This window comes from Clostridium sp. 001 (assembly GCF_019056555.1).
Classification (GTDB): domain Bacteria; phylum Bacillota; class Clostridia; order Clostridiales; family Clostridiaceae; genus Clostridium_B; species Clostridium_B ragsdalei.
On record NZ_CP020473.1, the window covers coordinates 1,044,666 to 1,059,965 of the forward strand.

General features: G+C 27.9%; 16 protein-coding genes. 5 read left to right on the forward strand and 11 right to left on the reverse strand.

Annotated features, from left to right (window positions below; translation table 11 throughout):
- Positions 1-257 precede the first annotated feature (257 nt).
- The 6 genes from B5S50_RS04660 to B5S50_RS04685 all read right to left on the reverse strand — a co-directional run bounded on the left by B5S50_RS04660 (position 258) and on the right by B5S50_RS04685 (position 4,168).
- On the reverse strand, positions 258-1,226 hold the full coding sequence (locus B5S50_RS04660; protein ID WP_217303238.1) for a permease: 969 nt from the start codon (positions 1,224-1,226) through the stop codon (positions 258-260).
- A gap of 115 nt (positions 1,227-1,341) precedes the next feature.
- Complete coding sequence (locus B5S50_RS04665) at positions 1,342-1,581, reverse strand: thioredoxin family protein (RefSeq protein ID WP_217303239.1); 240 nt, start codon at positions 1,579-1,581, stop codon at positions 1,342-1,344.
- 28 nt (positions 1,582-1,609) lie between these two features.
- Positions 1,610-1,903, reverse strand: coding sequence for a helix-turn-helix transcriptional regulator (locus B5S50_RS04670; RefSeq protein WP_217303240.1), 294 nt, complete (start codon positions 1,901-1,903; stop codon positions 1,610-1,612).
- A gap of 197 nt (positions 1,904-2,100) precedes the next feature.
- Positions 2,101-2,787, reverse strand: coding sequence for a Crp/Fnr family transcriptional regulator (locus tag B5S50_RS04675; RefSeq protein WP_217303241.1), 687 nt, complete (start codon positions 2,785-2,787; stop codon positions 2,101-2,103).
- 127 nt (positions 2,788-2,914) lie between these two features.
- A complete protein-coding gene (locus B5S50_RS04680; protein WP_254306707.1) occupies positions 2,915-3,571 on the reverse strand; it encodes a 4Fe-4S binding protein in 657 nt (218 codons plus the stop codon).
- Between the two features lie 156 nt (positions 3,572-3,727).
- Positions 3,728-4,168 (reverse strand): hypothetical protein, encoded by a 441-nt coding sequence (locus B5S50_RS04685; RefSeq protein ID WP_217303243.1) that lies wholly within the window; start codon positions 4,166-4,168, stop codon positions 3,728-3,730.
- Between the two features lie 220 nt (positions 4,169-4,388).
- On the opposite strand from B5S50_RS04685, the gene B5S50_RS04690 reads away from it, so the two are divergent.
- The 5 genes from B5S50_RS04690 to B5S50_RS21495 all read left to right on the forward strand — a co-directional run bounded on the left by B5S50_RS04690 (position 4,389) and on the right by B5S50_RS21495 (position 7,984).
- Complete coding sequence (locus B5S50_RS04690; RefSeq protein WP_217303244.1) at positions 4,389-5,081, forward strand: response regulator transcription factor; 693 nt, start codon at positions 4,389-4,391, stop codon at positions 5,079-5,081.
- Positions 5,074-6,876, forward strand: coding sequence for an ATP-binding protein (locus B5S50_RS04695; RefSeq protein ID WP_217303245.1), 1,803 nt, complete (start codon positions 5,074-5,076; stop codon positions 6,874-6,876). Before B5S50_RS04690 ends, B5S50_RS04695 begins: the two co-directional genes overlap by 8 nt.
- A complete protein-coding gene (locus B5S50_RS04700; RefSeq protein WP_217303246.1) occupies positions 6,873-7,292 on the forward strand; it encodes an SHOCT domain-containing protein in 420 nt (139 codons plus the stop codon). The genes B5S50_RS04695 and B5S50_RS04700 overlap by 4 nt, the downstream gene beginning before the upstream one ends.
- 228 nt (positions 7,293-7,520) lie before the next feature.
- Positions 7,521-7,676 (forward strand): 4Fe-4S binding protein, encoded by a 156-nt coding sequence (locus B5S50_RS21490; RefSeq protein WP_254306708.1) that lies wholly within the window; start codon positions 7,521-7,523, stop codon positions 7,674-7,676.
- Between the two features lie 5 nt (positions 7,677-7,681).
- Entirely contained in the window at positions 7,682-7,984 is a 303-nt protein-coding gene (locus tag B5S50_RS21495; protein WP_254306710.1) for a hypothetical protein, read from the forward strand.
- A 47-nt stretch (positions 7,985-8,031) separates the two neighbouring features.
- Here the strand turns inward: B5S50_RS21495 and B5S50_RS04710 are convergent, their stop codons facing one another.
- From B5S50_RS04710 to pglX, 5 genes are all read right to left on the reverse strand, one after another.
- Positions 8,032-8,469 carry a helix-turn-helix domain-containing protein gene (locus tag B5S50_RS04710; RefSeq protein WP_217303247.1) on the reverse strand — a complete coding sequence of 146 codons (438 nt, stop codon included), beginning with the start codon at positions 8,467-8,469 and terminating at the stop codon, positions 8,032-8,034.
- Positions 8,470-8,485: 16 nt separating this feature from the next.
- A complete protein-coding gene (locus B5S50_RS04715) occupies positions 8,486-9,691 on the reverse strand; it encodes a cytochrome c biogenesis protein/redoxin (RefSeq protein WP_217303248.1) in 1,206 nt (401 codons plus the stop codon).
- Between the two features lie 209 nt (positions 9,692-9,900).
- A complete protein-coding gene (locus B5S50_RS04720; RefSeq protein WP_217303249.1) occupies positions 9,901-10,977 on the reverse strand; it encodes a Xaa-Pro peptidase family protein in 1,077 nt (358 codons plus the stop codon).
- A 92-nt stretch (positions 10,978-11,069) separates the two neighbouring features.
- Positions 11,070-11,648: a GDSL-type esterase/lipase family protein gene (locus B5S50_RS04725; protein WP_217303250.1), complete on the reverse strand. Its 579-nt coding sequence runs from the start codon at positions 11,646-11,648 to the stop codon at positions 11,070-11,072.
- Positions 11,649-11,712: 64 nt separating this feature from the next.
- On the reverse strand, positions 11,713-15,231 hold the full coding sequence (gene pglX, locus B5S50_RS04730; RefSeq protein WP_217303251.1) for a BREX-1 system adenine-specific DNA-methyltransferase PglX: 3,519 nt from the start codon (positions 15,229-15,231) through the stop codon (positions 11,713-11,715).
- Positions 15,232-15,300: the final 69 nt, after the last annotated feature.

The following is a 15,300-nucleotide window of genomic DNA, read 5'->3' on the forward strand; positions in this document are numbered from 1 at the left end:
TCGTTTTACTAAAGCAAAACATTGCTGCTTTATATAAATTTAAAGATTTTTTGCGACAGCTAAAAATCATCCTTCACTATTAATTTTTCATTCTTAATTCTTAACTTGCGAAGCTTTGCTTCGCACAGTTTATAAACTGTGAAAGTATTATAACTATATAAGAACATTACTATATAATTATAATACTTATATTATTGTTTTACTTAAATTTTGTCAATATGTGCATAGTACAGATCTATTTCTTTGTTTTATAAAACTTATCTTATTACAAAATTAAACAAATACCCAGTAAACACTATTCCGAGTGCTGCTACCCCAAAGAATACTGCTAATAATTTAGGCTTTAAAACCCTTCTTAAAAGAATTGCCTCTGGTAAACTAAGTGCTGTTACAGCCATCATAAATGCTAGAGATGTTCCCATTGCAACTCCAGCCCTTGTAAGTTCACTAACTAATGGAATTACTCCAGCAGCATTAGAATACAATGGAACTCCAATTACAACTGCTGCAAATACTGCAAATGGATTACTCTTTCCTGCATACTTTGCCAGTGCTCCTGCTGGAATCCATCCATGTATAAAACCACCTATAGCAATACCAATTATAACATACAGCCATATTTTCTTTATCAAATCCTTTGTGAAATTCCAGGAATCAATTAATCTTTCCTTTGTAGTTGGATCCGGCAATTCCAAATCAGAATTCATCTGCATTTCATAAACATATCCTTCCACATACTTTTCCATTTTTAATTTTCCAATTATAATACCACTTACTATTGCAATTATTTCACCAGAAACTACATAAATCACAGCTATTTTTATCCCAAACAGACCATAAAGAAGTCCTAATGCAACTTCATTTACCATTGGTGCAGCTATCAAAAAAGAAAATGTAACTCCAAGAGGTACTCCCGCTTCAACAAAACCAATAAAAAGCGGTACTGCAGAACATGAACAAAATGGTGTGACAATTCCAAGCAATGCTGCAAGAACATGCCCAATAAATGTACTTCCTTTACTCTTTGCAAGTATCTTTTTCGTTTTTTCCGGTGGAAAGAAACTTCTTATAAAAGTTATTACATAAATTATAATTAATAGTAAAATAAATATCTTTATTGTATCAAATACAAAGAAATTTAAAGCACTGCCAATTCTACTTTCTTTAGCAATTTTAAATACATTATAAATAAGCCAATCAGCAAAAATTTGTACTGGTGTAAACATGGTATCTCTCCTTTCACATTATAACTTTATAATTAAATGCTTATATACTGTTTTAAAATATTGGACTTTAATCCTATTAAAATAGGGTCAAGTCCAGTTTTAACATAGTTTATTTTTATTTTTCATCGTTAATATATTTTTTAATTTCATCAACACTTGAAACCCTTCCAACCATTCTAACCTTTTCATTGATAACTATGGCAGGTGTTCTCATAACTCCATATTTCATAATATCCTTAATATCCTCTACCTTTGTAATTTTAACATCTCCGTTGAACTCTTTAGCAGCCTTCCTGGCATTTGCTTCAAGTTTCTTACAATTTGAGCATCCTGTTCCTAAAATTTTTATTTCCATAATTGAACCTCCTGAATTTATTTATATTTTATTTTGAATTATGCAAATAACTCACAGCAAATTTATCAACACTATCAATAATACTTTTTATTTCTTCACTACTTATCTTATAATGAATATTCATGCCAACTTTTTCAGACGACAATATACCTGCTTCCTTAAGTATTTTTAAATGCTGGGATAAATTAGCTTGACTAAATTCTATATGTTCATTTAATTTACATACACATTTAGGATCATCATATAAAAACTTAACTATTTTATATCTTATAGGATGCCCTAATGCTTTAAAAATTCTAACACTTACTTCTTGTTGATTCATGATTTTCCTCCGCAAGCTAATAATTTTATAATTAAATACTTATATACTTATGATATATATTAATATATATCATGTCAATATCAATTAAGTACTTTAAAAGCAGTATATTATTACTGACCCACCATTTTTCTTTCATTTCTTTGTTTTTACTGAAACATATAAAATTTCTGAAGCATTTAACCAATCATAAAATACGTCTAGCCTTTTAATATTTCGTTCAAATCCTTAAGTATTACTATTTTTCCTCTTTCTAATTTTATATATTCTCTTTTTTCAAGACCTTTTAGTTTCCTGCTAACAACTTCTCTAACCGAATCAATCTCAAAGGCTAATTGACTGTGCGTTGCATAAATTATCTTACTATCTTTATTAATAAGTAACCTGATAAGCCTTGATTCTAAGGATTCATGAATTATTCTTTCTTTGTTCTCTATAACAATATTAAATTTATTATATAAATCCTTATATATATATGATAAAAATTCATTATTCTCCATAAGGTACTTTTGGACTATGTTAAATGGAATTATACATAGTTCAGAATCTTGAATCGCCTTACCTACTATTTTTAGAGATTTCAAGTTTGACAAACAACTCAAAGCTTCATGGCAAAATTCTCCTTGTTCTATATTATAAAGATTAGTTTCATCTCCATCTTCATTAATTTTTTGTATTTTTATTGTCCCTTTTATTACAAATGGAACTCCTTGACATGTTTCCTCTATTAATTTCGCATACTCATTAAAATGCATAATTTTAAAAATTGCTTTCCTTTTTAATATTCCATTATTATTTATATCGATTTTCTCTAATACTGGATATGCTTTATATAAAGATTTTATATTTTTTAACCTATTGCTTAAGTTTTCATCATGATTAACCATTTATTTTCCTCCACAATTTTGTCATATATAAATCTTTGACAAGTATATTTTATTTAGTCACACATATAATGTATCAAAAAAAGAGGATGAATTGCTATATAGCATCCCCTCTTTAATACAATTACAATTATTTTAAGTCAATCTTATTATGTCCTATTGCCTTTTTAGGACATGCACTTACACATTTTCCACATTGTATACAATCAGGATGACTCAGAAGATCACCTTTGTATTCATAAGGAACTATTCCTAATGAACACTTTTTTTCGCATATTTTACAAGAAACACAATTCGATGATACTTGTAGTACTTTTTTATTAGTTCTAAATTTTGATATAATTGATGCTATAGTTCCCATGGGACAAAAATTACACCAGGTTCTATGATTATAGAACAAAGATAATATTATACCAATTATTGTCGTTACAACAATAATCCTATAAAATACCATTCCTATACCATAAAGATTTCCCCAATTTCGTTTAATTCCTAATGTAAACATAGTCATCATAAATACTACAACTAAAATTCTAAAATAATAAGATTTTAAAAGCTTAGGCACTTTTCTTTTATTACTAAATTTAGAAACTATATTATCATAAAAGTTTCCTCTTGGACATAAATTACCGCACCAAAATCTTCCCTTAAATATAGACACGATTATAGGACCTGCCATACAAATGACCGCTGCTACTGAAAATCTGAAGTCAATTAATCCTAATAATACAAATACAATTAATAATGTAAATGAATATTTTTTCCACAATTTAAAAATTTCTTTCAAGTTAAACCCCTCCATTGCTTAGTTCTTATGAATTTATTATAAATTAATTATTTAAATATATAAGTGACTTAGTCACATTAGCATTTCCTGAAAATAAAAAAAAGTATAATACATTAGATTTGGAACCCAAAATCAATGTATTATACTATTTCTCATTTACTTATGCCCTTTTCCTCTCATCCCATTTCCCTGCATATGACCAGTATTACCATTACAGCTGTTTATATTATTCTTTATATTTTCTTTTAAAGAATCCCCCTGCTCTTTTGTAATTGTTTTCTTTGATACTGCTTCATCAATAGATTTTGACTTTTCTTCAATTAGTGCTGTTCTGAATTCGTCAATAGTCATACCCTTGTCTTTTGCCAAATCATACATGGTCTTTCCTGAATTTAAGCCATCAGTTATTTCCTTGTCAGTCATTCCAACTTTATCCTTTAACACAGAAGATACATAATCATAGCCTCTCATGGAAGTTATTCTTCCAAATCCTAATCCATGATTTGTATAATTAGTTGTTGTTTCTGCATAAACGGTGGCACTTGCTCCTACTACCAACACCACCGCCAATGCTGCTAAAAGATTCTTTCCTTTCACTTTTCATTCCTCCTTAATTTTACTTTCAATTTGTTGGGTATACTATGATAATAAACAAATTCCAATATAAAAAAGTGTCCTAATTGTGTTATATTTATTAAAATTTATTTGAATGTGTTTACAATGAAATCACAATCATAACAAATACAGTCCACAATTATTTCACACTTCTAATTATTACGGGTGATATAATCTAAACAAGATAACGAGGTGATACAAGATGGATAAAAATATTTTAATTGCTGATGATAATATAGAAATCATTAAAATCCTAAAGCCTTATATAGAAAAAGAGGGTTTTACCGTAATTTTTGCCCTTGATGGAGAAGAGGCATTATTAAAATTTAACCATTATAATCCACAGTTAATATTACTTGACATTATGATGCCCTTAATGGATGGAATTAAAGTTTGTAATAAAATAAGAGAAAAATCAAATACTCCAATAATAATGATAACAGCAAAAAGTGAAGATGCCGACAAAATTTTAGGGTTAAATTCTGGTGCTGACGATTATATTGTAAAGCCATTTAGCCCTGGAGAAGTAGTAGCAAGAATAAAGGCTGTCTTAAGAAGGATTACTCTTCCTGAAAATAACAAAATATCACTAATTAAATATGAATCTCTTGAATTAGACATTGACAATTACTCGATTAAAATAGAAGGTAAAAATATTAATCTTACAAAAAAAGAAATCGAGGTTTTATGGATGCTCTCAAGTTCACCTAACAAAATAGTTTCAAGGGATGATTTACTGGACAGCATATGGGGTGTAGATTACTTTGGAGACCCAAGGACAGTGGATACCCATATAAAAAGGATAAGGGCAAAACTTCACCTTAATGGGCAATATAACTGGGACATTAAAACTATTTGGGGTATAGGATATAAATTTGAGGTGAAAGATGTTTAAAAAAAATATTACTTTTAAACTTACCCTTGGCTTTTTAACAATCGTTATCGTTTCAACTCTTTTAATTGGAATTATTGCATTAAATGTATTTAAAAACAACATCTATGAAATCAAAAGGAATAACATGAAAAAACATGCTTTAGAAATCTCAAATACTATTAGGCCTTATATGTTTCAAAGCACTAAAGGAAAAGATTTTGTAAGTGTTATAAATTTAATAGATTCCATAGATAACGCAAAACTTTGGATACTAGATTCCAATAAAAATATCATAAGTGCATCAAATAATAAAGATAATGTTCTCACTAGCATTAACGATGCAGATGTGAAAAAAGCATACAATTCTATTATTGAAAAAGTATCTACTGGCACAGAAACATACAATGAGACATACAACCCTTACTATAAAGAATACATGATGACTACAGCAGTTCCAATAAAAAATAGCAGCAGCACTGTAATAGGTGCAGTAATCCTCAATTCTTCTTTATATGATTTATCAAATTCTATGAACAAATTTTTTATATATATAGTTTTAACTCTTATAGGCGAAATATGCCTTGCTGGATTTATGGGATATTATTTTTCTAAAAATATATCTAAACCAATAAAGAGAATAAATTTTTCCGCACTTGAACTGGCAAGAGGTCACTATGGGATAAAGACAAATATATATCGGAAAGATGAAATTGGAGAATTATCAAATTCATTTGATTTATTATCTCTAAAACTTCAGTACACCATAGATAAACTTTTTGAAGAAAAAACTAAGTTAAGTAATGTACTAACAAGTATGAACGAGGGCATTTTATCTCTAGATACAAATTTTCATATTGTAAATATGAATCAATCTACCTTAGACCTGCTGTCTTTAAAAAGCATTGAATCAGACACAAAAATTAATGAAATATTACTAAATTTAAATATAATTGAAGAGTTTAATTCTGCTATATCTAGTAATACTAAAAAATCTATAGTAAAAGAATATCTAAATAAAGTATTAAATTTTTCTATATCTCCTATAAAAAACAATTTAAATCAAGTTATAGGTGGTGTAATTCTTATTCAAGACGTAAGTGAAAAGGAAAAACTTGAACAAATGCGAAAAGACTTTATTTCTAATGTCTCCCACGAATTTAGAACCCCTTTAACAGTTATAAGGGGTAACTTAGAATCTATTGTAGATGGAATGACTCAACCAGAATGTATAAAAGATACCTGCATTATACTTTTAAAAGAAACTAATCGCCTTGAACGAATGGTTAAAGATTTGCTTAATTTAAGCAAACTAGACTCTGGTAAATTAGAGATTGATTTTAATGAACTTGACATCAATATGCTTATTAGCGATACTTTGAGAAATCTTAAACCTTTAATAGACAATAAAAGCTTAGATTTACAGCTATCCCTTAAAAATAACTTACCTCCTCTATTTAGTGATTACAACAAGTTGAAGCAATTACTCATAATATTTTTAGATAATGGAATTAAGTTTTCACAAAATAAAGGTAAGTTAAAGATATCCTCATATTCCGATAGGGAAAATATTTATATAACTATTGAAGACAATGGAATTGGTATACCTAAAAATGAAATTCAGTATTTAGGTGAAAAATTTTTCAAAGCTGATAGATCAAGATCTTCAAATACTGGTGGAACTGGACTTGGACTTTCAATTGCAAAAAGATTAGTAAAAGTTTTAAATGGACATTTTTCTATAGAAAGTGAACTTACAAAAGGAACAAGAATAACTATTTCTTTTCCAACAAAGTCTAAAAATGAGGTGAGATTATGATGAGACATGGATATCATATGGGATTAGGATTTTATGGTTCTTATATTTTAATATTTCTTCTGTTAGTTATTTCAATTTTAATATTTTTAGTATTAAAAAATAAGCCTCCTTTAAATCCCTTTATAATAAAACTTCTAGATATACTCAAAGAAAAATATGCTTCTAGTGCAATTACTGCCGATGAATTTATAGAGAGGAAATCTATTATTGAAGATATTAAATATTCAAATTCTTATATTCCTATACTTATTGAGAGATATGCGAAATGTGAAATAACTACAAAAGAATTTTTGAATATCAAAAATGAAATTGAAAGTAATAATTATAATGCTTCTATATGTGAAGAACTTGCAAAGGGGAAACTTTCCTATAATAAATTAAAAATATCTGGAGAGCAAATGAATGAAAAACAATAAATTATTAAAAAATTTACGCTACATTTTACTTTCAGTGTTCTTGATACTTATTACAATTGAAGCTTACCTCCATCAACTGCTTGGAGACAGCACAAATCACCATCTATATATGCACTGTGTCCCTATGGAGCCTTAGAATCACTCTACAGCCTGATTTTTGGTAGAACATTTATACAAAAAATATTTTCAGGAACCCTTATTCTCCTTATTATAACATTATTAATAGCATTGATTTTCAGAAGAAGCTTTTGTGGTCTTATATGTCCTTTTGGTGCTCTTCAAGAGTTCTTTGGGATTATGGGCAAAAAAATATTTAAACGAAAACTTATTGTTCCAGAAAATATAGACAAGCCATTAAGCTATTATTTGTTTTATCCTTTGTAATTTTATTGTTCTTTGGAGGAATAGGCATTACTAAACTTACAGGAATATACCAGGATACACCTCCTAAAATATCCCTTGAAACTAAAACTGCTTCTGGCACTAAAACTTCTGAAATTAAAATAAATCCTGAAGAAATAAAAGGTTACATGACTTTGCAAGAAATATCTGAAGCATTTAAAATTGATTTAAACAAACTGTATAAAAAACTTGATATACCTAATTTCATTCCAAAGGATACCAAATTAAAAGACATAAAAAATTTTATTGCCGATTCTGAGGTGGAAAAAGCTAGAGAAGCACTTAAGTAAGCTATCATACACTAAAAAAAGATAAACCGAGAGTCGAAACTCCCGGTTTATTGATTTTTAGTTTCTAATTCTTTAATTATCAAGTCATCAACATATTCATCACAATTTTTACAATAATATCTTATCTCTATTTCTTTTCCACACTTCTCATGACATACTGTTCTTTTACAACTTTTCAAATATTTATTTGCCCATATAATAATCGAATTAAACACATGCTTAAAGTCTCTTCCCTTTTCTGTCACTAAATATTGATATCTTGGTGGATGCTCATTGTATATTTGAGCATATATAAGACCATTCTTTTCAAGTAGCTTTATTCTATCTGATAAAATATTAGTGGGAATTGGATTTAACGCCTCTTGTAATTCCTTAAAAGTATTTTTACTATTTAAAATTCTATGAAGAACTAGTAAAGTCCACTTATCACCTAAAATATTTAAAGTTTGAGCTAAATTGCAATTAAAATCATAAGTGACCTTCAAAATATCATCTCCCAAATTATTTAACATTATTTATTAATGATTCCATTGAAGCCCTATCCATAGACCCTGGAACATATTTATTTATATTTCCCTTTTTATCAATTATAAATGTGGTTGGAAAAGCATCTATATCATACCTACCCATAACATCTCCATCGCTATCAAACACTACTGGAAATGTATATCCCTGTTTATTAATAAAACTTCTTATATTTTCTTTAGACCCCTCTTGTCCCAAATTAGGTGCGGTTACCCCTAAAATTATAACATCTTTGCTGTTATTTTCATATTCTTTATAAATTTCTTCTATATGAGGTAATTCACTTTTACATGGTGGACACCAGGTAGCCCAAAAATTTAAAAATACTACTTTACCCTTATAATCACTTAACTTATGCGTATTTCCATATTGATCAACTAGACTAAAATCTGGAGCTTTAGTATTATTTACTTCAGCAGACTCATTTTTCTTACTTTTATCTTCTTCATTTTGAACTTGTTGTTTTGAATATACTGCTGATTTATTCTTATAATCAAATGTCTTTCCTGTTCCTCCAAGAATCATTATTAAACCTGATGCTATAAGAATACCTCCCCCAATTTTTTGTACTACGTTCATATGAAGCTTTATCTTATTAAATAATCCTAACAATTTATTATAAAAAATAGCAATTATTACGAATGGTAGCATAAATCCAATAGTATATATAAAGATAAGAATGTTTCCAGCTAAAATATTTCTTGAAGTTGAAGCCATAATTAGTACAGAAGAAAGCATAGGCCCAACACATGGAGTCCATCCAAAACTAAAGGTAAATCCAAGTATATATGCTGTTAAAGGTTTTATTTTCTTTATCTGAATATGAAATTTCTTCTCTTTTTGCAGGAAGGGTATATTTATATATCCCATATAAAAGATTCCCATAATAACAATTAAAGCTCCACCTATCATAAGTATTAAATTCTTATTAGATGCAAAAAAATAATTAAGTACACTTACTGAAGAACCTAATATAAAAAATGTAGTAGATATTCCCAATAAAAATAAAATTGTATTTATTAATAATGAAATATTTATAAATTTAACATCTTTCGTTCTCAATGTTTCTGCATCACTATTTGATAATATAATTAGATAAACTGGAAGTAGAGGAAGTATACATGGTGATAATAATGACATCACACCTTCAGCAAACACTAAAAACAAATTTATATGTTCCATATTTTATAACCCCCGTTTTCATTTATAATATAAAGTAACTTTATTTTTTAAAGCTACTTTATATTATAAATTTACTATTTAAGTTAGTCAATTATGCCAACAATCTTATCAAAATTTATCTGATGGCTGCCTACTGTAACACTCCCGCTAAATAATATTCATTGATAATAAAAAAAGATGTAAATTTAGAAATCTACATCTTTTTTCTATTACTCAACTACTATAATATCTTTGCTGTACTTATTTAAAACTTCACAACCATCTTCCGTAACAAGTACCAAATCCTCTATTCTAACTCCTATTTCACCTGGTATGTAGATACCAGGTTCAATTGAAAATATCATACCAGGTTGTACCTTATCACTATTTGCAGAAGAAACATCACCTAAATCGTGACATTCTATTCCTATAGAGTGCCCCGTTCTATGTGTAAAGTACTTACCATAACCTTTTCCATCTATATAATCTCTTGCTGCTTTATCTATGTCACAAAATCTTGCCCCAGGTTTAACTGCTTCAATTCCCCTTTTATTAGCTTCTAAAACTGTATTATATACCTTCTTACTATTTTCAGGAACATATTTATAAAATACAGTTCTCGTCATGTCAGAACAATAGGAATCTTTAATGCATCCAATATCTATAGTTACAGCTTCTCCTTCTTTAAATATAGAATTATCTGTCTCATGATGAGGATCAGCTGCATTTATTCCATAAGCCACAATAGGATCAAAAGAAAAACCTTCCGCTCCTAAACTTTCATATATATTTTCCAAAGCTTTTCCCATCTTCTTTTCTGTATAACCTTCAGGAATCAGTTTTATTAACTTGTCCATAGCCTTATCATTAAGCTTGGATGCTTCTCTCATTAAATTTCTTTCATTATCGTCTTTACACATTCTTATTCTATCAATTATCTCAGAACCATTTACAAAATTGCTGCCAGCTTTTAATTCCATTAATCTCAAAAGAAATCTGGCCGGCCAATTCTTGTCTATACCTATAGGTAAATTTTTATCCGTATATTTTGAGATTATATCCACAGCATCATCTGTATCTTTATACCAAACTTTCTCTGCCCCTATGTCTTCTTCTAAAGTAAATAACTCATTTATAAATAGTTTCTTATCCCCATTTATATTTAAATAAAGTACAAGTAATCTTTCCCCTGGATGTATCCACTTTCCAGTTAAATAAAATATAGATGCTGGATCTGATACAATAAGCTGCGGTACATTTTGAGATTTCATCTTTTTCAATACTTTGTTTAGTCTATTTACTTTCATGTCAATTTCATCCCCTATATTTTTAATTAAAATTATATATCCTATATAATTATAGATTTCTTTTATTCTAAAAACAACAAAAATGCATCTATTTAACTATACTGTACTATATTTGAATTAACTATTATTTTAGCTATTTCATTATGAATCTCTTTTGACACATGTATTCCATCATCTAAGAAATATTCTTTAATTTTCCCACTTTCAGCTAAAATAGTTCCTACATCTATAACTCCAATATTTTTCTTTTTGCCATATTCAACTAACAGTTCCCGCAATTTGCCTAAATGGTTATTAACCTCTTTATAATCCCTATCTTTAAACCATGTCTTTTTTACAATATCATCTTTAACCGGCAGTGGTGTTAAAACTATAGGGATAAATTTATTTTTTTCACATATCTCAACCATCATATCTATGTTTTTTAAAATATCATTAATACTTGTCTTTAAAAATACATCATTAGTTCCCCCCATAATTAAAACTTTCGATGGTTTAAACTCAACAACATCTTTTTCAAATCTTTCCTTCATTTCGCCTGTTGTATTACCTGGTATACCTTTATTAATAATGTTTTCCTTTATTTTTTTAGATAACACACTAACCCAACTTTCCGTTTTGCGTACTCTAAAACCAAAAGTTATGCTGTCTCCAATACATACAATACTCATTTTATTTTCACCTTTTTCTGTCATATATTTCAAATGATATATAATCATTTACTACGTTATTATATTATATTTTACTTAGCAATCCTTTAAACTTTTGATAGTTTACTTTTACCCCATCATCTAAATCCATTTCTATTTGCATATCTGCCATATGATGTAAAACTTCATCATATTTCTTTAACTCATCTATTTGCTTATCAATGACTATAAGCTTTTTTTTAGCATCATTCTTTTCTTTAGTATCATAAGCTCCATCTATTACATCTAATAAAGATTTTCTCTTTGTATCAAGTTTATCCTGAAGCTCATGTAAATAATCCGTTCTCATTCTTGATAAAGTTGTTTTATCATATCTATGCATATAAATTAAACAGTTGAAGGCTTTTTGTTTTCCTGATGTAAACAACCAATATATAGGTCTCTTTTTATATGTTTGAACATGGTCTTTAAAGAAATCATTAAAGAAATATCTTCTTATAGTATCTTTTACTGTTTCATTATTCTTCTTACCAAGCGTTTCAGCTATAAAATTAAGATTTTCTGACAAACTTTCTTCTCCAAAAGTAACTTTAACAAATTCCACAAACTTAGCCACTATATCATCTTCAAAATAGCTATCTGATAGGATTGGTATTATATTATCTTCATCAGCTTTAAATGTTTTATATTTTGAAAGATCAAACTTGCCTCCAGCATAAACTAGTCCTTCCTGGTCTAAAGAATATCTACCAAATACACAACCAACTGCATAAGATATAAATGATTTAATTTCTCTTTCTTTATCTGCTTTTCTTATAGTAATATATTTTTCTTCAACTTCTGGAGTTATTTCATCTTGAAGTTCATAAATATCTATAAAAATTTTATTTATTTCTTCTTCATTTTCTTTTAACTTATAAAATTGATTTTTCGTGATACTATCCCAGTTATTAAAAGCTTGCTCTATCTTATTATTATTTTTGTACATTAATATAGGGTGATTTTTAAAATTCCATGAAGTTTCAAAGGAATTCCAATCTTCTCTTGATATATCTATACATTCTTGACAAATTAAATTTATTTTATCTCTTATGTTATTATTCTTCTCCATATATATTGGTATTTCTTTAACAGTTCCTGCTGTCAAATTCAATGTTGGAGATATGAATTCAAAAATATTAGCAATTATTTTAGTGTTAAAAAAACTTAATATATAATTAAAGTCTGATTCATCTTTTACAAATATAGAATCTGCAGATTGGTCAAAAATAAATCCTTTGTTTAATACTCTTATAGTATTTATACCAGATGTTATTCTTTTCCAGCTTATTCCATTGTAACTTAAAAAAAATCTTTCATTTCTTATAACTGAACTTTTTTCACTTCTAACTTTTTCTCCATTATTTTTCCAATATATAACTTTCGAAATATTGCCATACCACTTACGAGCATCTCCTCCCATTTGATAAGGTATCCAATATTTATTACTATTTTTTTCATTCATAAAATTTATAGACTCATTTTTTACTTCAAACCACTCTCTTGTATATTTACTATTACTTCCTGTCTGCATTCCAGTACAAGGGAATGAAATATCATCTATTATTTTTGCTTTATTTAATATACCTATTTCCTTATCCGTTAACCAATACCCAAATCTCTTTCCTGGTATACTGTTCATTTTGGTCTGATTAATTATGAATCTATATGTTACCTCAGGATTAACTATTGCTTCTCTTGTTTTTATTGACTGATTTTTAACACCTTTAAATTCTGATAACTTAATGTAATTACCTAATATGTTGCTTTCATAATTCCTTAATGTGAATGTACAAACTGGAACAGTAGCTTCTTCAAGCCCTGAATATTCCAACTGAATTAAAGTGCTTATATTTTTTGTTTCAATAATTATATTTCTTAATTTTTCATATGATTTAATGAACATCCATACAAATGGAGTCATAAATGCCAATTGACCATTATATTTAACTTTAGAAAAACTATATACAATAAATGCTGAAAAAATATCTGACTTTACATCTGAATAATTTTTACTAATAAATTCTCCTAAAATAGGATTTAAGTACTTATTCCCTATATATGGAGGATTAGTTGATAAAACATCATATGTTTTCACCATTATACTTGTCTGTTTCATTAATTTAGGTAATATATTAACAACCTTTTTTCTACTTTCCTCTTGCATTAAATCCTCTACAGGGTCATTTAATATATGCTCATATCTTTTTTCTAAAAATTCTTTATCAAACTCTTCTATCTTTATAAGTGAACCACATATCTTTGCATTTTTGAACTGCTCTATAAAAGCTTTTGTCTTATCATAATTTTCTCCTGAAGACTCTCCTGCTATATACTCTATATCTCCTTCATTTAAGTCATTAGTTTCTTGTATAGACGCTATATTTATACTCATTCCTTCTCTTTCTATACTTCTAAGAAGTCTATTATTATACTTCATTCCTTTCATAACAACGGCAAAACAAGCAAGCTGATAAGCCTTATCATCTATATCAAGTCCATAAAGGTTATTTTCTATAATAAGCCTTGGTATTTCTCTATTCATATATCCACATTTCTCATATATTTGATATAATACATCAAACATATAAACTAATATATGCCCTGAACCACAAGCAGGGTCAAAACATTTAATATCTTCTACCTTTAATTCTTTATTTATATATGGAGCTAATTTTTCTTCAAAATCTGATTCTGGATTAGGGTTCTCAATATAAAATTTCCACTCTTTCTTTAATTCATTATGTTCCGGATGAGATTCCACCCAATACCTTCCCAATGAGTTTTGAACCATATATCTAACTATCCAATCAGGTGTAAATAGCTGAGTAGCAAATGGAATTTCTTCTTTTTTATATTTCTTTTTAGCTTTTATAACTCTATCTTTTTCTTCTGAATTATAATATTGATAAAGCCATCCTATAATCTCTACATTTTCCCAATAACTTTCTGGTATAAAATTAGTATCTGTAAGTCTTCTAATAAAAGCTCCTTCATTTAAAAGACCATCTGGAAGCAATAATTCCGTATAATGTCCTATCTTTTCAAACATAAATGGAAGAATTGTGTTTAAAGAATTACATTGAACTATTATCATATACTTAAATAGTGCTTCCATATCATTATTTAATCTCAATTCATATATTTTTTGTTTATCTACTGGAAGGTTCACATTACTTGCTTCTTTTATTAAGTCAGGCTCAACACTTCCTGGAGTTGTAGATGATAAAGGTCTAACCCTTGTAGGCATATAATTATTTACTTCCATAAATCTTAATGCTGTAAATCTATTGAACCAAGTATATGCAACTTCCTCAATTACACTACTATATCCATCCTCACCTTTTTCATTTATAATTTCTATTTCTTTTATAAGCTTTTCTCTTTGTAATTTTTCATCTTTGCTAAGAGTCCTTCCATTAATAACTATAGAATCACTGCTAACTATTTTTGAATTTTTTACACTATCTTTTTCTATACCATATTGACGAGCCTTCACTTTTATTTTATCTATTAGTTCATTTCTTGCTTCTATGGCAAAACTTTTCAGTGTATTTTTATCCATATCTTAATCCTCCATATATCAAAGAAATAGGAGATAAACAGAATTGTAAGCATATGATTCCATTTTTAA